Annotated in this window: 19 protein-coding genes, 1 tRNA gene and 1 pseudogene; 19 read left to right on the forward strand and 2 right to left on the reverse strand. The window is 58.2% G+C overall.

All coding sequences use genetic code 11. The features are described 5' to 3' along the window. The first annotated feature begins 80 nt into the window (after positions 1-80). Entirely contained in the window at positions 81-1,043 is a 963-nt protein-coding gene (locus JW799_RS17415) for a sugar phosphate isomerase/epimerase family protein (protein WP_080833832.1), read from the forward strand. Between the two features lie 20 nt (positions 1,044-1,063). Then, entirely contained in the window at positions 1,064-2,197 is a 1,134-nt protein-coding gene (locus JW799_RS17420; protein ID WP_080833830.1) for a Gfo/Idh/MocA family protein, read from the forward strand. A 67-nt stretch (positions 2,198-2,264) separates the two neighbouring features. On the opposite strand, the gene JW799_RS17425 is transcribed toward JW799_RS17420, so the two are convergent. After that, complete coding sequence (locus JW799_RS17425) at positions 2,265-2,717, reverse strand: cupredoxin domain-containing protein (RefSeq protein WP_080833747.1); 453 nt, start codon at positions 2,715-2,717, stop codon at positions 2,265-2,267. A 220-nt stretch (positions 2,718-2,937) separates the two neighbouring features. Between JW799_RS17425 and JW799_RS17430 the strand changes: the two genes are divergently transcribed. From JW799_RS17430 to JW799_RS17500, 15 genes and pseudogenes are all read left to right on the forward strand, one after another. Further along, positions 2,938-4,206 (forward strand): methyl-accepting chemotaxis protein, encoded by a 1,269-nt coding sequence (locus tag JW799_RS17430; protein WP_205430878.1) that lies wholly within the window; start codon positions 2,938-2,940, stop codon positions 4,204-4,206. A gap of 206 nt (positions 4,207-4,412) precedes the next feature. After that, positions 4,413-5,393 (forward strand): phosphate ABC transporter substrate-binding protein, encoded by a 981-nt coding sequence (locus JW799_RS17435; RefSeq protein WP_205430880.1) that lies wholly within the window; start codon positions 4,413-4,415, stop codon positions 5,391-5,393. 178 nt (positions 5,394-5,571) lie between these two features. Further along, positions 5,572-6,432 (forward strand): phosphate ABC transporter permease subunit PstC, encoded by an 861-nt coding sequence (gene pstC, locus JW799_RS17440; RefSeq protein ID WP_240353721.1) that lies wholly within the window; start codon positions 5,572-5,574, stop codon positions 6,430-6,432. After that, positions 6,429-7,316 (forward strand): phosphate ABC transporter permease PstA, encoded by an 888-nt coding sequence (gene pstA, locus JW799_RS17445; protein WP_080833738.1) that lies wholly within the window; start codon positions 6,429-6,431, stop codon positions 7,314-7,316. Before pstC ends, pstA begins: the two co-directional genes overlap by 4 nt. Positions 7,317-7,326: 10 nt before the next feature. Beyond that, positions 7,327-8,085, forward strand: coding sequence for a phosphate ABC transporter ATP-binding protein PstB (gene pstB, locus JW799_RS17450; protein ID WP_080833737.1), 759 nt, complete (start codon positions 7,327-7,329; stop codon positions 8,083-8,085). Between the two features lie 20 nt (positions 8,086-8,105). Next, positions 8,106-8,852 carry a phosphate ABC transporter ATP-binding protein PstB gene (gene pstB, locus JW799_RS17455; protein WP_080833735.1) on the forward strand — a complete coding sequence of 249 codons (747 nt, stop codon included), beginning with the start codon at positions 8,106-8,108 and terminating at the stop codon, positions 8,850-8,852. A gap of 15 nt (positions 8,853-8,867) precedes the next feature. Next, positions 8,868-9,527 carry a phosphate signaling complex protein PhoU gene (gene phoU / locus JW799_RS17460; protein ID WP_080833733.1) on the forward strand — a complete coding sequence of 220 codons (660 nt, stop codon included), beginning with the start codon at positions 8,868-8,870 and terminating at the stop codon, positions 9,525-9,527. 262 nt (positions 9,528-9,789) lie between these two features. Further along, a complete protein-coding gene (locus JW799_RS17465; protein WP_205430882.1) occupies positions 9,790-10,818 on the forward strand; it encodes an EAL domain-containing protein in 1,029 nt (342 codons plus the stop codon). Further along, positions 10,731-11,699, forward strand: a complete 969-nt coding sequence (locus JW799_RS17470; protein ID WP_205430884.1) for a GGDEF domain-containing protein — start codon at positions 10,731-10,733, stop codon at positions 11,697-11,699. Before JW799_RS17465 ends, JW799_RS17470 begins: the two co-directional genes overlap by 88 nt. A 104-nt stretch (positions 11,700-11,803) precedes the next feature. Beyond that, positions 11,804-12,934 (forward strand): EAL domain-containing protein, encoded by a 1,131-nt coding sequence (locus JW799_RS17475; protein ID WP_205430887.1) that lies wholly within the window; start codon positions 11,804-11,806, stop codon positions 12,932-12,934. 86 nt (positions 12,935-13,020) lie between these two features. Then, entirely contained in the window at positions 13,021-15,693 is a 2,673-nt protein-coding gene (polA, locus tag JW799_RS17480) for a DNA polymerase I (RefSeq protein WP_205430889.1), read from the forward strand. Positions 15,694-15,781: 88 nt separating this feature from the next. Continuing rightward, positions 15,782-16,725, forward strand: a pseudogene (gene mutM, locus JW799_RS17485) (DNA-formamidopyrimidine glycosylase). 104 nt (positions 16,726-16,829) lie between these two features. Next, a complete protein-coding gene (gene ytaF / locus JW799_RS17490) occupies positions 16,830-17,504 on the forward strand; it encodes a sporulation membrane protein YtaF (RefSeq protein WP_205430891.1) in 675 nt (224 codons plus the stop codon). An 18-nt stretch (positions 17,505-17,522) separates the two neighbouring features. Continuing rightward, a complete protein-coding gene (gene coaE, locus JW799_RS17495) occupies positions 17,523-18,119 on the forward strand; it encodes a dephospho-CoA kinase (protein ID WP_080833720.1) in 597 nt (198 codons plus the stop codon). Further along, a complete protein-coding gene (locus JW799_RS17500; protein WP_080833718.1) occupies positions 18,116-18,694 on the forward strand; it encodes a lytic transglycosylase domain-containing protein in 579 nt (192 codons plus the stop codon). Before coaE ends, JW799_RS17500 begins: the two co-directional genes overlap by 4 nt. Positions 18,695-18,761: 67 nt before the next feature. Here JW799_RS17500 and JW799_RS17505 read toward each other — a convergent pair whose 3' ends face one another. Beyond that, positions 18,762-18,980, reverse strand: a complete 219-nt coding sequence (locus tag JW799_RS17505) for an alpha/beta-type small acid-soluble spore protein (protein WP_080833716.1) — start codon at positions 18,978-18,980, stop codon at positions 18,762-18,764. 108 nt (positions 18,981-19,088) lie between these two features. Here JW799_RS17505 and nrdR point away from each other — a divergent pair, with 108 nt between their 5' ends. Next, on the forward strand, positions 19,089-19,550 hold the full coding sequence (gene nrdR / locus JW799_RS17510) for a transcriptional regulator NrdR (protein ID WP_080833713.1): 462 nt from the start codon (positions 19,089-19,091) through the stop codon (positions 19,548-19,550). Positions 19,551-19,748: 198 nt separating this feature from the next. Then, positions 19,749-19,824, forward strand: a tRNA-Ala gene (locus tag JW799_RS17515). Positions 19,825-20,063: the final 239 nt, after the last annotated feature.

The following is a 20,063-nucleotide window of genomic DNA, read 5'->3' on the forward strand; positions in this document are numbered from 1 at the left end:
CGCCATGCTCGACCTCGCACCGCGCTGCCCGGAAGGGCAGGCCGGAAATCCTTTAATTAGAGAAAGGTAAGGTGAGCTTTGTGAAACTCGGTGTTTTTCTCGTGTTATTCGGTCAACAATCGTTGGAGGATGCGCTCGACACGGCCAAATCGGCCGGCATTCAGGCCGTCGAATTGGGAACGGGGGCGTATCCGGGCACCGCGCATGTGAACGCCGCGGCCATTCTGAACGACGAAGCCGCCATTTCCCGCATCAAGACGGCGGTGGAATCGCGCGATCTGACGATCAGCGCGCTGAGCTGCCACGGCAATCCGCTGCATCCGAACAAGGAAATCGCGAAACAGCATCATGACGATTTCGTCGCCACGGTGCAGCTCGCGGAGAAGCTCGGCGTCGATACGGTCATCACGTTCTCCGGCTGTCCGGGAGAATCGCCGTCTTCGCAATATCCGTCCTGGGTCACCTGCCCCTGGCCGCCGGATTTCCTGACCGTGCTCGAATGGCAATGGAACGAAATCGCCATTCCTTACTGGAAAGAGCAATCCGCGTTCTGCCGCAAGCACGGCGTCAAGGTGGCCATCGAGTCGCATCCGGGCTTCCTCGTTTACAATACGGAAACGGCCCTGCGTCTGCGCCGCGAAGCCGGCGACAACATCGGCGTCAATTTCGACCCTTCCCACTTGTTCTGGCAGGGGATGGATCCGATCGAGTGCGTCAAGGCGCTCGGAGATTCGATTTTCCACGTTCATGCCAAAGATACGAAAATCGACGCGCGCAACACGGCGATCAACGGCGTGCTGGATAACAAGCCTTACGCGGACGAGCTGAACCGCTCGTGGATTTTCCGCACGGTCGGCTACGGGCACGACGATGATTTCTGGAAGCACTTCGTGAGCACGCTCCGGCTTGTCGGCTACGACGGCGCGATCAGCATCGAGCACGAAGACAGCCTCATGTCGGTAGGCGAAGGCTTCCGCAAGGCGGCGAGCTTCCTGAACGGACTTATTCTTAAAGAGAAAGCGGGCGAGATGTGGTGGGCGTAAACAAGACGCTTAACGTCGGCATGGTGGGCTACAAATTCATGGGCAAAGCCCACAGCCACGCTTATAAGGACGTCGGCATGTTTTTCGATATGGAAGCGGGCGTCGGAATGAAGGCGATCTGCGGCCGGGATGCGGCGGGCGTGAAGGAAGCCGCCGAGCGGTTCGGCTGGGAAAGCTTCGAAACCGATTGGCGCAAGCTGGTCGAGCGCGACGATATCGACGTGATCGACATCAACGCGCCGAGCGACGCGCACAAGGAAATCGCGCTGGCGGCGATCGCAAGCGGCAAGCACGTCTTCTGCGAAAAGCCGCTGGCGCTTAACCTTGCGGATGCGCGCGAAATGCTGGAAGCGGCGGAGAAGGCCGGCGTCAAGCACGGCATTTGCTTCAATTACCGCTTCCTGCCGGCCGTTCAGCTGGCGAAGTCCATTATCGACAGCGGCAAGCTGGGCGAAATCCATCATTATCGGGCGACTTATTTGCAGGACTGGCTCGTCGATCCGGAAGCTCCGCTTGCCTGGAGACTCAAGAAGGAAGTGGCAGGCTCCGGGGCGCACGGAGATATCAACGCCCACAGCATCGACCTCGCCCGTTTCCTGATCGGAGAGTTCGACCGGGTCATCGGCCATAACCGGACGTTCGTCAAGGAGCGTCCGATCCCGGTGTCGACGTCCGGCCTCGGCGGCGTCGGCTCGGCCGAGAAAGGCGAAGTTACCGTGGACGACGCGACGGCGTTTCTCGCCGATTTCAAAAACGGCGCGATGGGCATCTTCGTCGCCAGCCGCTTCGCGACCGGACGCAAAAACGGCAACACGTTCGAAATTCACGGCAGCCGGGGCTCGATCCGCTGGGATCTGGAGCGCCTGAACGAGCTGGAAGTGTATTTCCGCGACGACGAGCCGGAGCTGGCGGGCTTCCGCCGGATCATGGTGACCGAGCCGCAGCACAAGTACGCGGGGAACTGGTGGCCGACCGGACACATTATCGGCTACGAGCACGGCTTCGTGCATATCGTGTACGAATTCATGCAGCATATTTCGACCGGCTCGCCGTTCGCGCCGACGTTCCTGGACGGCGTGCGCTGCCAGGAAGTGCTGGAAGCGGTCGATCTGTCGATCGAGCGGGGCGCTTGGGTAAGCGTGGACGAAATTTAATCCATCAAGCAAAAGAGGAGCACGTCCCTTCGGGGGCCTGCTCCTCTTTTCGATTTTTGAAAGCCGGTCATTCCACGACGATCGAACCGACCATGTCATTGTGGCCGGAACCGCATTGGATGGAGCAATGATATTCGTAGGTCCCGGCCTTGTCGACGGTAAACGTGGCCGTTTCGCCGCCTTTGACGTTGACGTTAAGCTCGGGAATTTCGATGCCGTGATTGCCGGCTTCGTTGTTTAGCGTCAAGTTGATCGTATCCCCGGCTCTCACCCGAATTTCCGTCGGTTCGAACGCCCAGTTGGTCGCATTTACGGTAATGTCCTGGGTTCCGCCGCCGCCTGCCGCGTTGCCGGCTCCTTGCGTCGCGGTACCGGTAGCCGTCGGCGTCGGCGTCGCATTGTTGTTGCCCGCGTTGCCGTTGCCCGCATTGCCGTTGCCCGCGTTGCCGCCGCAAGCGCCAAGCGTAAAAATAACGGCGGCCGTCAGGCATGCGGCTGCGATCTGTCTTGGTTTATTCATTTTAACGTCCTCCCGGAATTCAAATCGTCATTCGCTTTGCAGGATGCTCTTATTATTCCCCCGTCTTCTCCAAACGAATACCTCTTCGGGCTGATGCTATAGACCTAAATTTTAATACTGAGCAAACACGAACCGAATGTCGAATTTACATCCAATTGTTAACATCGGGCATGGGAAGGAAATTGCAGGATATCTCGCAGGATGACGAGGGGGACATGCTGTGGTTTTGGCCGTAGAGGAAAGACCGGGACGAGAAAAAGAGAAAACCGCCGTCAAAACGCCTGAAACTGCCGAACTAGCGCAACGTGCCGCAAACGCGGAGTCAAGTCCGAAGCTGCAGAACCAAACCGGAGACAAGATCGACAAGGACCGCAACGGCCCCCGGAACGTCGAGACCGCGGAGCAATTTCGTTTGCAGGAAAAGATCCGACGCTGTCCGACCGTTTCCCCGGACGAGCTTTGCGGCGACGTGATCGCTTTGTTTCGGCGCAGCGCCGATTCGGAATGCATTGTCGTATGCGACGAAAACGACAAGCCGCTCGGACTTGTCATGAAGCACCGCTTTTTCCGGATGCTGGGGACGCTTTACGGAATGTCGCTTTACGGGGAGAAGCCGATTTCGAAGCTCATGGACAGCGAGCCGTACATAGCGGATTGCGGACTGCCTGCCCAGGAACTGATCGACAGGGCGATGTCCAGGCCCGAGGAGCATGTGTACGATACCGTAATCATGTCTCAAAACGACGTTTTTGCGGGGATTTTAACGGTCAACGATTTGCTCGGCATTTCGCGGCTGCTTCAACGGGAGGCGTCGGGAAGGCAAATTCGTACCGTGCGCGACGTAGACGGCATGATCGGCGACATTCACGGCGCCGTGGAAAAGGTAGCCGAAACGGCCGAGTTGTCCCGCCGCAGCAGCGAGCGGATCGCGGAAGCGACGGAAAACGGGAAGGCGGAGCTGAGTCAAATCTTATCGCTTCTCCATGTATGGACGTCCTCCGCGGACCGTCAGGACAAATCCGTGACGGAATTGCTTCAGCGCACGAACGAGGCATTCGGCATTACGAGAATGATCGCCGAGCTCGCGGATCAATGCAACCTGCTGGCGATCAATGCGCAAATCGAAGCGGCGAGAGCCGGGGAACACGGGCGCGGATTCGCCGTCGTCGCGCAGGAAGTCAAGGCGCTCGCCGACCAGACGAAGGACTCGACCGAGAGGATCAAACGGCAGCTGAGCGATATGGCGCAAGCCGCGGAAGCCGCAGCTCGGGCCGTGAGGGACGGCAAGCTTGGCGCGGAGGAAGGGATTCGGCATGTCCATCTGGCCGAAGCGAAGTTCAACGAATTGTGGGACATCAGCGGCTCCAATCTCGAAGCGGCTTCGAAGCTGAATGCCGCGTCCGCCGAGGCGAAAGCGATATCCGGCCAAATTCGCGGCCAAATTCGCAAGCTGACGCAGCAATTGAACGGAACGGAAACGGACATTTAAGAGTAGTCCGGGCATTCGGTAAAACGAAACGAAAAAACTTTTTGTTATGATCGCGCAATTTTTACATTCCGTTAACAAAACGAAAACATGGCTAAAACGAATGGTAGATAGAATCGAAGATGTGCAAGGGACATGACGAAGCGAAATGCGGAGAGGCCATGTCTAAAAAAACGAAAAGCACAACATGGAAAGGGGAACCTATTTCAATGAAGAAATCTATGACTTTGTTAATGACGGTCGTACTCGGTTTGACGCTGGCCGCCTGCGGCAGCAACAACGGCAACAACGCGAACGGCGCTGCGAGCCCGAGCGAAAGCGCATCGGCATCGCCGTCGGCATCCGCGCCTGCATCGGAATCGCCAAGCCCGAGCGCGGAAAAGCTGACCGGCTCGATTCTCGCAACCGGCTCCTCGGCGCTGCAACCGCTCGTCGAGCAAGTCGCTCAAAAGTTCATGGCCGAAGAAGAGTATAGCGGCATCACGGTTCAAGTACAAGGCGGCGGCAGCGGCACGGGCCTGACGCAAGTATCCGACGGCCAAGCGGATATCGGCAACTCCGACATTTTCGCGGAAGAGAAGTTCAAGGACGCGGACGCTCCGAAAGCGGCCGAACTGGTCGATCATCAAGTGGCGGTTGTCGGCATGGCCGCGGTCGCTCATCCCGAAGTCGGCGTCGACAACCTGACGAAGCAGCAACTGGTCGACATTTTCACCGGCAAAATCACGAACTGGAAAGACGTGGGCGGCGCCGATCAAGAGATCGTCATCATCAACCGTCCGAGCAGCTCCGGCACGCGCAAAACGTTTGAAACGTACGCGCTCGGCACGACGACGGAAGACCTTCCGGGTTCGATCCAACAGGATTCCTCCGGTACGGTTCACAAGCTGGTAGCCGAAACGCCGGGAGCGATTTCCTACCTGGCCCTGTCTTACCTGGACGATAAGATTCAAGTTCTGAAATACGACGGCGTCGAGCCGACGGTCGAAAACATCACGACGGGCAAATTCCCGGTATGGGCATACGAGCACATGTACACGAAAGGCGAGCCGAATCCGGTCGTCAAAGCCTTCCTCGATTACATGATGAGCGAAGAAGTTCAAAACACCGACGTAACGGAGCTTAACTTCATTCCGGTCACGAGCATGCAAATCGTTCGCGATATCGACGGCAACATCACGCAAAAGTAAGGCTATGATGGAACGCGATTGCGAATAACTTCCGAAATATTTCTTAGCGGCGAGAGGCGACAATAGTGTGCCTCTCCTTGCCGTTGGAGGAGAGGCGTGCATGAACATTCCCTACGAAGAAGTTAAAAAGGATCCGGCCTCGGCCGCACCAAATTCGAAAAAGTTTCCGAAGCACCGCATGGAAGAGCTGCGGGGTAAGGCTTACGTATATGCTTGCATTCTCGTGCTGATCGTCACCATCTTCTCGATCGTCTACTTTATCGCGGTTCGGGGCCTGTCTCCGTTTTTGTCCGACGGTGTAGGCATCGGAGAAATGCTGTTTGGAAAAACTTGGGCGCCGGATGCGGACGTTCCGCTGTACGGGGCGCTTCCCTTCCTGTTCGGCTCGTTTTCGACGTCGCTCCTGGCGGCGCTCATCGCCGCGCCGCTCGGCTTCTGCGCGTCGATCTTCATGACCGAAATCATGCCGAAGCTCGGAAAAACGGTGCTGCAGCCGGCCATCGAGCTGCTTGCGGGGATTCCTTCGGTCGTCTACGGCTTCGTCGGCCTTTCGGTCATCGTGCCGTTTTTGCGCGACACGTTCCCCGGCCAGGGCATCGGCATTTTGGCGGGGGGAATCGTGCTGTCGATCATGATATTGCCGACGGTCACGACGATTTCCACCGACGCGCTGCGCAGTCTGCCGTCCGGGTTGAAGGAAGGCTCCTACGCGCTCGGGGCGACGCGCTGGCAAACGATATCCCGCATCGTGCTGCCGACGATGCTGCCTTCGCTGCTTACCGGCATCGTGCTCGGCATCGCGCGCGCGTTCGGGGAAGCGCTCGCCGTTCAGATGGTCATCGGGAACGCGCCGCACATTCCGGGCTCGCTGTTCGAGTCGGCCTCGACGCTGACCAGCATCATTACGCTGTCGATGGGCAATACGACGCTCGGTTCCCCTCATAACAACGCGTTGTGGAGCCTTGCCTTGTTCCTGCTCATTATGACCTTCGTCTTCGTCTTTATCGTTCGTCTGCTGGAAAGGAGAGCGGTGCGATGAGAGCCAAAACGGTTGACCGGATCGCGACGGGCGTAATCGTCGTCATCGCCGCGCTCATTCTGGCGGTGCTGGCGGGACTGCTTGCCTTCCTGCTGATCCGCGGACTCGGACATATCAGCTTCGACTTTCTCACTTCCCCGCCGCAAACGATCAAGGCGGGCGGCGGCATCGGCCCGCAGCTGTTCAACTCGCTGTTTCTGCTGGTGCTGACGATGATCATTACGATCCCGCTCGGTCTCGGCGCGGGCATTTATATGAGCGAATACGCGAAGGAGAACCGGTTTACTTCGTTCATCCGGCTGGTCGTGGAAGTGTTGTCGTCCTTCCCGTCGATCGTCATCGGCTTGTTCGGCCTTCTCGTCATCGTCAATACGTTCAACCTCGGCTTCTCGCTGCTGTCCGGCGCCCTCGCGCTGACGGTGTTCAATTTGCCGATGATGGTGCGGATTACCGAGCAGTCGCTGCGCAGCGTGCCGAAGGAGCAGAAGGAAGCGGGCCTTGCGCTCGGCATTTCCCGCTGGAAGACGATCACGTCGATCATGCTTCCGGTTGCTCTTCCCGCGATCGTGACCGGCACGATTTTGACGGCGGGCCGGGTGTTCGGCGAAGCGGCGGCGCTCCTGTTTACGGCAGGGATGAGCTCGCCTCGCCTGGACTTTACGGACTGGAACCCGTTCAGCCCGACGTCGCCGCTCAATCCGATGCGGCCGGCGGAAACGCTCGCGGTTCATATCTGGAAAATCAACAGCGAAGGCCTTGCGCCGGACGCGTCGGAAATCGCGGCCGGAGCGTCCGCCGTGCTCGTCATCACGGTGCTGCTGTTCAATCTCGGAGCTCGCTGGTTCGGACGTTTTCTGTACCGCAAGCTGACCGCTAGCAAGTAGGAGGAGCGCCATGAGCAGGAATGCGTTGGTTACGAAAAACCTGTCGGTCTATTACGGGGAAAAGCATGCGGTCAAACGCATCGACATGGATTTCCCGGAGCGGGAAGTCGTCGCGCTCATCGGTCCGTCCGGCTGCGGCAAGTCGACGTTTCTCCGGTCGCTCAACCGGATGAACGACCTCATTCCCGGCGCCCGCATCGAGGGCGACATCTGGATCGGAAACGACAACATTTGCGATCCGAAAACGGACGTCGTGCAGCTTCGCCAGAAGATCGGCATGGTGTGGCAGCGTCCGAACCCTTTTCACAAATCGATCTATGAAAATATCGCCTTCGGGCCTAGATATCACGGCGTGCGCAAAAAGTCGGAGCTGGACGAAATCGTCGAATCGACGCTGCGGAAAACCGCGCTCTGGGACGAAGTCAAGGACCGGCTGCGCCAATCGGCGCTGTCGCTGTCCGGCGGCCAGCAGCAGCGGCTTTGCATCGCCCGCTCCCTTGCGGTAAGGCCCAGCATTTTGCTGATGGACGAACCGGCTTCGGCGCTCGACCCGATCTCGACGTCCAAAATCGAAGAGCTGATCGCCGAGCTGAAAAAGGAATATACAATCATCATCGTGACGCACAACATGCATCAGGCCGCGCGCATTTCCGATAAAACGGGATTTTTTCTGCTGGGCGACCTGGTCGAATACGACGATACGCAGAAGATGTTTACGAACCCTTCGAAAAAATCGACGGACGACTATATCTCGGGACGCTTCGGCTGACGACAAGGAGGCAAGGAAACATGATCGAAATCGATAAGCTTCAACTGTACTACGGATCGTTCCACGCCTTGAAGGATATCGCCCTGTCGATTCCCGAGAAGCAGGTTACGGCGTTCATCGGCCCGTCCGGCTGCGGCAAGTCGACGCTGCTCCGCACGCTGAACCGGATGAACGATTCGATCGAAGGCGTCCGGATCGAGGGCAAGGTCGAAATTCAAGGCCAGGACATTTACGGTTCGGATATGGACGTCGAATCGCTGAGAAAGCGGGTCGGCATGGTGTTTCAGCAGCCGAATCCTTTTCCGAAATCGATTTACGACAACGTGGCTTACGGGCCGAGGCTGCACGGCAAGCGGAACAAGGCGGAACTCGACGAAATCGTGGAAAAAAGCCTGCGCGCGGCTTCGCTCTGGGAGGAAGTCCGCGACGTGCTCAAAAAGTCGGCCTGGAGCCTTTCCGGCGGCCAGCAGCAGCGGCTGTGCATCGCGCGGGCGCTGGCGGTCGAGCCGGATATTTTGTTGATGGACGAATCGACGTCCGCGCTCGATCCGATTTCGACGAACAAAATCGAGGAACTGACCCGCGAGCTGTGCCGCAACTACACGATCGTCATGGTGACCCACAACATGCATCAAGCCGCCCGGATTTCGGATCGCACCGTCTTTTTCCTGAACGGCAACGTGGTCGAGGCTTCCGAGACGGAGTCTCTGTTTTCCAATCCCGTCGATCAACGGACGGAAGATTATATTTCGGGCAGATTCGGTTAGGAGGACAAAGGGACGATGGTCATTCGCAAAGACTTTGATATCGGACTGGAGCAACTGGAAAGATTGTTGGTCGAAATGGGAGACCGGGTGGAAAAAGCGTTGGAAGAGGCGATGAGCGCGCTGGAAAAGCTGGACGTGGAAGCTGCGCGCAAAATCGTCAAGGACGATCCGCAAATCAACCAAATCGAGGAGCGGATATCGGATTTGGGCGCCAAGCTGATCGCCACTCAGCAGCCGGTAGCCAAAGATTTGCGAAGGATTTTGGTCGCGCTGAAAATATCGTCCGACCTTGAGCGCATGGGCGACCTGTCGGTCGATATCGCGAAGGTCGTCCTTCGGATGGAAGGCCAAACCCTGATGAAGCCGCTGCTCGATTTGCCGCAAATGGCGAGCATCGTGCGGACGATGATTACCGAATCGATCCAATCCTACATCGACGAAAACGTCGATCTGGCCTACAAAATGGCCAAGGACGACGATCAGGTCGACGCGCTCTATTCGCAAATTTTACGCGAAATGTTCACGCTCATGGCGGAAAATCCGAAGACGGTCGGGCAGGCGATGTATTTGAGCTTCGTCGGGCGCTACATCGAGCGGATCGCGGACCATGCGACGAACATCGGCGAAAGCGTCGTTTTCCTCGTCGTCGGCAAGCGTCCCGATTTGAACCAATAATCGCAGCGGAAATCACGAAGGCCAGCAAGGGAACGGCAATCGCGAAGGCTTGCGCCAATTTCTTTTTTTCAGCCCGGGCGGCTTGCCCGGGTTTTTTCGCGTTGGCCTGGATCTGTTACGATAGTTGCGGGTCGATGGACCTATTTTTACATAGCGTTAACCAATTGCGAAAATTGTCGATACATCGGACTGGTACGATGAGGCTGCGGATGCGATGGCGCTCCTGCCGTCGAAAGAAGCCAAAAGAGCGGGGTGAACCTGCGTGAAAAAGTTTGCTTCGGAACCCAATGGCGAAGATGGCGCCTTCTTGCGCATCGAGGTGCAGTATTTGCCGGTCGCCTCGCTGCTGGACGGTTCGGTTTACGGATATGAGGCCGTTCCCTGCCGAAAAGACGGCCGCGAACGCCTGACGGCGGAAAAGCTGTTCGCCGAAGCGGAAGCGTTAGGCTGCCTTCCGAAATGTTATCGCTTATTTCAAGAGCGGGCTGTCGCCGGATGGTCCGAGCAAAAAATGGAGAAAAAACTGTTTTTGCCGGTGCCGGCTTCTTTGATCGGCGACGAATTGCGCAAGGAATCGACGCCGAAGCCTTCCTCGGCGCCGGAATCGGCGGCGGTTCCCGCCGTCGCCGGATCGCTGCCGGAACAGATCGTCCTGAAGCTGATCGGTTCGGAAGGCAAGGAGGAATCGGCCGTCCTGGCCGCGCTCCGGCATTACCGCAAACAGGGTTATCGAATCGCGCTGTCCGATATTTCGGTCGACCGCGCATCGCTGATCCGTTTGCTGTCGCTGCATCCCGATTACGCTTTTCTCGCTTCGTCGCGGACCGATTCCGAGCCCCGGCGGTCCGATAAGCTTGACGGCGAACGGGGCGATAGCGCAGCGGGAGCGGAGCCTATCCGCTCTCCCCGGCGAACGATACCCGGCTCCTTGACGAAAAGCATCGAGCGGACGGTGGACGAGACCCTGCTTCAAGCGCTGACGGGACTTGCGCGCAAGGAGCAGGTCGTGCTGATCGCGCAAGGCATCGACCGGCAATCGCAGCTTGCGCTTCTGTCGGCTTGCGGCATCGGCTACGGCCAGGGAGACTGGATCGGACGGGAAGAGAGGCAGGCCCCTCGCTTCGGCCGTCCGTCCGGGAGATCATTCGCCGCGAGGCGGAGCGGCGTTTTCGCACGGCAAGCGGCTCCTTGTCGGAGCTTGCGATGCCGGCGGAAGTGTTCGACAGCCAAACTCCGGTGTCGGAGATTGCCACGTATTTCGAACGGCATCGGGATACGCACGGCTTCGTGATCGCCGACGAGGGACGTCCCGTCGGACTGCTCATGAAGGAGAAGCTCCAGCAGCTGTTGTCGGGCAAGTTCGGGCTGGCGCTCTACTGGAACCGTTCCGTCGGCAAAATCATGGACAAGCAGCCGCTGGTGCTGGAGGAAGCGACGCCGCTGGAGCAAGTCGCCCAGCTGGCGATGGCGCGCGAGCAGGACAAGCTGTATGACGCGATCATCGTCACGCGCCAAGGCCGCGTGTACGGAATCGCATCCGCCCGCGCCGTTCTGGAATGGGTGACCCAGGCGCATATGGCCAACGCGCAGTACGCCAATCCGCTGACGGGACTTCCCGGCAACGTTCCGATCCGGCAGGAAATGACGCGTCGGCTCGGCGGCGACAGTCCGTTTTCCGTTTTATACGCCGATATCGATCATTTCAAATGGTTTAACGACCGGTTCGGCTTTCAACTGGGCGACGAAGTCATCCGGTTTACGGGAGAAATGCTGCTCGAAGCGGTAAGGTCCTGCTGTCCGGACGAAAGCTTCGTCGGCCATATCGGCGGAGACGATTTTATCGCCATTTTGCCCTGCGGAGATCCGGTCGAAGTATCCAACCTCTTTATGGAGCTTTTCGAGCGGGGGATCGGCGCCTATTGCGAAGAAGCGGGGCCGGTGACGGACCGGAACGGAAACGCGACGGAAGCTTCGGGCCTTTCGCTGTCGCTCGCGCTTCTCCTCTGCGATCGGGCGGGCGGATGGACGCCCGAGCAATTGGCCGAGCATGCGGCTAAATTAAAGAAGCGGGCTAAACGGCAAACCGGAAACTCGCTCGCGTGGGAAAGCATTTCATCGGATTCGGGCAGCGAGGCAAAGCCATCAATCATGGTTGGAGTGGATTCGGAATGATTCATGCAGGCTCGGACAGCAGCGGCTTGGAACGCGTAAAACGGCGGATAGCGGAAAGACAGGAATCAAGCTGCGATCTTCAAGGCACCCTCGGAATGATCTGCGTGGATTTGAACGATGCGGGCAACGGCGAATGGACATTTCGGCAGGAGTGGGACGATTGGCTCGGCCGAGCCTTCCCGATGAGGGACGTCTGGTTGGGGGACGAGCTCGGCGGGCATTTGTGGGTGTACGCGGAGCTCCCCCATGCGATGCCGTTTCGGGCGGAAGCCGCGTTGGAGGACATCGCCAGGCAAATCCGGCAGGCGGTGGCGGATGAAACGGGAATTTCGGCAGCCGGGACCGCGCCGGGTTTTTCGGCTCGGGGATATGGGGTGTCGCTGCTCGAGGTTTCCGCCGGCATGCCGCTTAAGCAAACCTTGTACAAAAGCGCGCTCGAAGCGATTCGGAACATGGGCAAAACGGATCCTTCCGCTTCCGGCTCGGAGCTGCATTCGGAAATGGAGCGCCTGCTCAGGGAACGCAGCATCCGCAGCGTCTACCAGCCGATCAAGAGCCTGGGATCCGGCGAAATATTCGGCTACGAGGCGCTTACCCGGTGCCCGCAGCCTTGCCGCTTCGACGGTCCGCTGGCGCTGTTCGGCTTCGCGGAGAAAGAAGGCTATGCGTTCGCGCTCGACCGTCTAGCCAGGGAAAAAGCGATTCACGGCAGCCCGGCGCTGAGCGAGACCCAGAAAATTTTTATCAACGTCACGAACGGCATCATGAACGATCCGCAATTCGTTTCCGGCCAAACCGTTCGCTGGCTTCGGGAGCGCGGGATGAATCCGAACCAGGTCGTGCTGGAATTGACCGAAAGAAGCTCGATCGACGATTTCGGCGCGGCCAAAAAAATTTTAAACCACTATCGCAGCCAAGGCTATCAAATCGCGATCGACGACGCGGGAGCGGGCTATTCGTCGCTTCAGGCGATCGTGGAGCTGAGCCCGGATTACATCAAAGTGGACAAATCCCTCGTCCGCCACGCGGACGGCGACGAAATGAAAAAGCAGATGCTGCTGACGTTCGTCGGCTTTGCCAAACGGATGAACATCCGCACCGTGGCGGAAGGGATCGAGCGCGAAGAGGAGCTTCGGCTCGTCCGCGAAATCGGCGTCGATTACGGGCAAGGCTATTTGCTCGGCAGACCCGGGGATTATGGCAGCCCCTTTTGTCCTCCGGGACTCGCGCTTTGAACCCGTCCGCTTTCGTTCGCATCGCCTGCGTTCGTCCGATATGGTATGATGACTCTGTATGAAGTAAACGAGCGGGGTGACCTCGGATGGGCAACGACAGGCAAAAGGTGCTGCTGATCGACGGGAACAGCATCGTGAATCGGGCGTTTTACGCGATGCCGCCGCTGACGAACAGCAGCGGTTTACATACGAACGCGGTATTCGGGTTTACGACGATGCTGCTTAAAGTAATCGAGGAAGAGAAGCCGACGCATATGCTGGTCGCGTTCGACGCGGGCAAGGAAACGTTCCGGCACGAGGGCTACGCGGAATACAAGGGCGGCCGCCAGAAGACGCCGCCGGAGCTGTCGGAGCAGTTTCCTTTGCTGAAGGAGCTGCTCAAGGCGTTCTCGATTCCGCAATTCGAGCTTCCGGGCTACGAGGCCGACGACATTATCGGCACCTTGACCCGGATGGCAGAGGAGCAGAAGCAGACGGCCATCGTGGTGTCGGGCGACAAGGACATGCTGCAGCTGGCGTCGGACAAGGTGACGGTGCTGCTTACCCGCAAAGGCGTCAGCGAGACGGAACGGTTTACGCCGGAGGAAATTCGGGAGAAGTACGGCCTGACGCCTCCGCAAATCATCGATTTAAAGGGGCTTATGGGCGACGCCTCCGACAACATCCCCGGCATCCCGGGCGTCGGAGAAAAAACCGCGCTCAAGCTGCTGGCCGAGTACGAAACGGTGGAGCAGGTGCTAGAGCATGCGGACGGCATTAAAGGCAAGCTGGGCGAGAACGTCCGCAATCACAAGGAAGATGCGCGCATGAGCAAGGAGCTGGCGACGATTTTCCGGGAGGTTCCGCTTGAGCGCACGTGGGACGAGCTGAGCTGGAGCGGCTACGACGCGGGGGAATTGGCCGCGGCGTTTCGCAAGCTGGAATTCAAGTCGCTGATCGAGCGCCTGAACTTGCCGGAGTCGGACGGCGGGGGCCCGGAGACGGACGGCGGCGGGGAGGTCCGCTATGAAGTCGTGCATGTCGACAGCGAGGAAGCATGGGAGGCGCTGAACGCGGCGCTTCCCGCGGCGGAAGCGCTGATCGTCGAATCGTACGGCGAAAACCCGCATCAGGGGGAAGGCATCGGGCTTGCCGTCGCCGCGGGAGAGAAGCGGTTCGTCGTGCTTTACGAGCGGCTGCGCGAGGAGCAGGCTTCCGCGTTAAGGCGCTGGCTGGCGGACGGGAAGGCGGTGAAGCGCGGCTACGATCTGCACCGCGCCGAGCTGGTGCTCGCGCGAAGCGGCATCGAGCTGCGCGGGCAAACGTTCGACGTGCAGCTGGCCGGCTATTTGCTCGATCCGACCGAGGCGGATCCGTCGTTGGCCGGCTTGCTGCAGCGGCACGGGCTCGCCGCGATCGCTTCCGACGAGGCCGTGTACGGGAAGGGCGCCAAATTTCGCGTTCCCGAGACGGAAGCGCTGGCCGGGCATCTGGCCGCCAAAGCCGACGCCGTGGCGCGTTTGGCCGGTCCTTTGGCGGAGGAGCTCGACAAGGCGGGCATGCGCAGGCTGTACTACGAGCTGGAGCAGCCGCTCTCGGTTATTCTGGCCGGGATGGAAAAGACGGGAATCGTGGCCAGGGAGGAAGCGCTCCGGCAGCTTGGAGAGGAGTTCCAGCGGGGCATCGATCAGACGATGAAGGAAATTCATCGGATCGCCGGCTTCGAGTTCAACATCGGATCGACGAAGCAGCTGGGCGAGGTGCTGTTCGACAAGCTTGGCCTGCCCGTCGTCAAAAAGACGAAAACCGGCTACTCCACCGACGCGGAAGTGCTGGAAAAGCTGGAACCGTACCATGAAATCGTCCGTCTCATTCTTCACTACCGGACGCTGACGAAGCTGCAGTCGACCTACATCGAAGGCTTGCTGAAGGAAATTCGGGAAGACGGCAAAATCCACACCTATTACCGACAGACAATCGCGGCGACCGGCCGGCTCAGCAGCCAGTTTCCGAACCTGCAGAACATTCCGATCCGGCTTGAGGAAGGCCGTCAAATCCGCAAGGCGTTCCTGCCTTCGGAGGAAGGCTGGTCGATTTTGGCCGCGGACTATTCGCAGATCGAGCTGCGGGTATTGGCGCATATTTCGGGGGACGAGCGGCTGAAGGAAGCGTTCGTCCGGGAAATGGACATCCATACGAAAACCGCGATGGACGTGTTCGGGGTGTCCGCCGACAGAGTCGACGGCAACATGCGCCGCCAGGCGAAAGCGGTCAACTTCGGCATCGTGTACGGAATCAGCGATTACGGCCTCTCGCAAAACCTGAACATCACGCGGAAAGAGGCGGCCGCGTTTATCGAGCAATATTTTCACGTGTTCAAAGGCGTTCGCAGCTGGATGGACGCCATCGTCGCGCAGGCGAAAAAGGACGGCTACGTCACGACGCTGCTCGAGCGGCGCCGCTATTTGCCCGACATTAACGCTTCGAATTTCAATCTTCGCTCGTTCGCGGAACGGACGGCGATGAATACGCCGATTCAAGGAACGGCGGCGGACATCATCAAGCTGGCCATGCTGAACATGGACAAGGCGATTCGCGAGCGCGGGCTGAAAAGCCGCATGCTGCTCCAGGTGCACGACGAATTGGTGTTCGAGGTGCCGCCGGACGAACTGGAGCTGATGCGGAAGCTCGTTCCGTCCGTCATGGCGGACGCATTCCCGCTCGATGTGCCGCTCAAAGCGGACGTCAGCGTTGGCGTAAATTGGTACGAAGCCAAATAAGCGAAAAAGGCCCGGGGCGGGGTGGCTCAGGCCTTTTTCTTCGTTTATAATGGAAAGGATAAGCTAGGCAAGTTGGAGGGAGCGCTTTATGCCGGAATTGCCGGAAGTGGAAACGGTGCGCCGCACCTTGAACAAACTGATCCCCGGCAAAACGATCCGCAGCGTGTCGGTGACCCTGCCGCGCATCATTCAGCGGCCGGACGATCCGGACGTCTTTTCCGCCATGCTGGAAGGACGCACGTTTCAAAGCGTGGAACGGCGGGGAAAATTTTTGCGTCTGCTGACGGACGGGCTCGTCCTCGTGTCCCATTTGCGAATGGAGGGCCGGTACGGCCTTTATGACGAGAATGAACCGGTCGAACGTCATACGCACGTCATTTTTCATTTTACGGACGGGACTTCGTTAAGATATAAGGATGTCAGGCAATTCGGGACGATGCATTTATTTACTCCCGGGGAAGATTTGAAGTCGAAGCCGCTGCTCAAGCTGGGGCTCGAGCCGTTGGACGAAGCATTCACGCCGGAGGCGTTTGCCGGTGCGATCGGCCGTCGGTCGACGAAGATCAAACCGCTGCTGCTCAACCAGGAAATCGTCGTCGGGTTGGGCAACATTTATGTGGACGAAGCGTTGTTCGCGGCCGGCATTCACCCGGAACGCGAGGCCGACAGCTTGAGCCGGGGAGAACGGGAGAAGCTGCATGCGGCGATCGTCGCCACGCTGACCTCGGCCGTCGAGGCCGGGGTTCTTCGATCAAGTCGTACGTAAACGGACAGGGCGAGATGGGGATGTTTCAGCATCGGCTCAAAGCATACGGCCGTACAGGCGAACCGTGCGAGCATTGCGGGCATGCGATCGTAAAGTTCACGCTCGGAGGCAGAGGGACGCATATTTGCGAGCGCTGCCAAAGGCTGCCCCGGAGCGAGCGTTCGGCCGCCCGCGCAAAAGAAAGAACCGCTGCAGTCGGAAAGCCGGGAACGAACGCGGTCAAGAGGCGACTGGACGGAACGGCAGGGTCAGCCCCCTCCGTCTGACGGATCGGGGCATCCGCCCGGCAAGCTGCATACGATGGGTGAAGAGTCAGCTTCAAGGGCAGATCGCCCGGGAAACGACGATTTCCGTATGCAGGAGGTACGCCATGCTCGTACACGGAGCTTCGCTGCTGCTCTTGTCGTTCGCGGTCAGCTTGGACGGATTCGGCGTCGGGATGACCTACGGATTAAGGAAAATACGGATTCCGCTGCCGTCGATTCTGATCATTTCCGTTTGTTCCGGCGTTATCCTTCTTCTTTCGATGATGGCGGGGGTCGCGCTGGCCGGCGTTTTGTCGCCGCACGGGGCTTCGGCGGTCGGGGCGGTTATTTTGATCGGAATCGGCGTTTGGGCGCTTGTCCAATTTTCTCGCAACCGGGATCGGGACGATGCGGATGCGCCGAAAGAGGCGGACAGGACGGTACCGCCGCCGGCAAAGTCGACTTTGGTCACGCTGGAAATTCGAAGGCTGGGCATTATCATTCAAATTTTGCGAACGCCGTCGGCGGCGGATGTCGACCGATCGGGCATTATAACGGCGGGGGAAGCCTTTCTGCTCGGAGCCGCTTTGTCGCTGGACGCGTTCGGCGCGGGAATCGGAGCCGCCCTCGTAGGATTTCCGCCGGTCGCGACGGCTATCCTGATCGCTTGCTCGAGCGGACTTTTTCTATGGCTCGGGATGCGTTTCGGTTTCGCGGCGGCCGGTTGGCGATGGATACGCAAGCTTAGCGTGCTGCCGGGTATTATTTTAATCGTGATGGGAATCGTTAAATTGTTCTAAACGGAAATGAGGTGCCGCATGAATGTCGGTTTAACCGGTGGAATCGCCACCGGGAAAAGCACGGTTGCCCGCTTGCTTGTCGAAAGCGGTGCGGCGCTGGTCGACGCCGATCGCATTGCCCGGGAAATTGTCGAGCCCGGGCAGCCTTCGCTGGCGCAAATTGCGGAGCGGTTCGGACAAGACGTGATCCGGGAAGACGGGACGTTGAATCGAAAAAAGCTGGGCGAAATCGTGTTTTCGAACGAGAAGGAGCGCAAAGCGCTCGAAGCGATCACGCACCCCGCGATACGGGCCTTGATGCGCGAGCGAATGGACAAGCTCGAACGGGAAGCGCCGGACCGGCTGGTCGTCGTCGATGTTCCTCTATTGTACGAATCCGGGCTGCAGTTTCTTTTTGAACGAGTCATGGTCGTGTACGTTCCCCGGGACGTCCAGCTTCAGCGGCTGATGAAGCGGGACGGGCTGCCCGAAGCCGAAGCGAAGCGGAGATTGGCCGCCCAAATGGATATCGAGGAGAAAAAACGGATGGCCGACATCGTGATCGACAACAGCGGCAGCATGGAAGACACGATTCGCCAGGTGCATTCCTTTTGCGGAGGCAAAGGCTTCGCATGAGCGCCGCCGTCAGAAAGCGGAGAAGGCGGTTGTTGATCCCGCTCGTTCTCGTTGTCGCCGTTATCGCAATCGTCCAAACGGACTGGCTCGGCAGAACGATGTATCCGATCTACTATAAGGATGAAATTCGTTCCACCGCTTCGCGCTTCCAGCTGGATCCGCTGCTCGTCGCCGCGATCATCCGGGTCGAATCGAATTACAGGGCCGAAGCGGTTTCCCCCAAAGGGGCGCTTGGCATTATGCAGGTCATGCCGGACACCGCGAACTGGATTTTGGAAAAGGAAGCGGAATTCGGCGCGTTGACCGTACAGGAAATCGGCCGGAATCCGGAAGCCGGCATGCAGGTCGGCGGCTGGTATATCCGGGAAATGCTGCGGCAGTTCGACGGAAACCTCGCGGCGTCGCTTGCGGCGTACAACGCGGGTCCGGGCAAGGTCAGGCAATGGCTGAACGAAGGCGTTTGGGACGGCAGCCAGCAGAGCATTAACGATATTCCGTATGGGGAAACGAGGCATTACGTTCAGCGCATATTTTATTATTATAATAAGTATCAGCAATTATATGATGAATTATAAAGAGGAAGCCTTGAGCGCGCGAGGCTTCAAGACTTCCCATTAGTTCGAAATGGCGTTGATGAAACGATTACTTGAATTGGCCGGCAAGTTGTTGTTCCGCGATCGTCACCAGGCGTTTCGTGATGTTACCACCGATCGAACCCGTATCGCGGGTCACCATGTTCCCGTAGTAGCCGTCCTGCGGGATGGCAATGCCAAGCTCTTGCGCAACCTCGAATTTCAGTTGGTCCAGCGCTTGGTTCGCTTGAGGGACAAGCAGTTGATTGCTGCGGGATCCTTCACCCATTGTTGTTCACCTCCTCGCGGTTGGTAATCGTATTATGTGCATTCGTTTTGGGTTCATGTAAGGTAAGCGTTGGAAAAGATATTGGCATGAAAGGAGACAATTTTGCTTATGAAATGCCCGTATTGCGATTACAGCGGCACGAAAGTGCTCGATTCGCGTCCGGCCAACGACAATAAATCGATCCGCCGCCGCCGCGAGTGCGAGCAATGCAGCCGCAGATTCACGACGTTCGAGATGGTGGAAGAAACGCCGCTCGTCGTCGTCAAAAAAGACGGCAGCCGCGAAGAGTTCAGCCGCGACAAAGTGCTGCGCGGGCTGCTGCGCTCCTGCGAAAAACGGCCCGTATCGGTCGATCAGCTGGAAGTGATCGTCTCGAACGTGGAGCGCGAGCTTCGGACGACGGCCCAAACGGAAGTTGAAAGCCGCGTCATCGGCGAGCTTTTGATGGAGCAGCTGTACTCGGTCGATGAAGTCGCCTACGTCCGTTTCGCTTCGGTATATCGGCAGTTTAAGGACATCAACATGTTCCTGAAAGAACTGAATAGTCTGATTTCAAAACATGGCATCTAAAAGCGTTGACACGCCGCATTTCCTGTGATAAACTCATTTTTGTCGTCACGGAACGACGTGTCGCACGGGGCCATAGCTCAGCTGGGAGAGCGCATCGCTGGCAGAGTTGGGGTCACAACAGAATACGGGGCATTAGCTCAGTTGGGAGAGCGTTGCACTGGCAGAGCAGAAGTCAACTGAATAAGGATTGTATAATGTGGGGGCATAGCTCAGCTGGGAGAGTGCTTGCATGGCATGCAAGAGGTCAGGGGTTCGATCCCCCTTGTCTCCACCACTACCGAATTTACACCCTCATATGAGGGTTTTTATTTTGTCTTCTTAAGGAGTTTGACCGTTGTATAAAATATTTGGATGATTGTATAAAAATACAAATCTTCGATATCGCGGTAACAATCCGGTAACATGCGGTAAAATTAAATGTCTGAGTACATAAAATAACGAGAAATAACGATGTGGGAGCAGTGTAAGCAAGCATGGTTTTTTAGTAACTGGGTAGTCTAAACATGGAACCCA

Origin of the sequence: Cohnella algarum (genome assembly GCF_016937515.1) — a bacterium.
In the GTDB taxonomy this organism is placed as follows: Bacteria; Bacillota; Bacilli; order Paenibacillales; family Paenibacillaceae; genus Cohnella; species Cohnella algarum.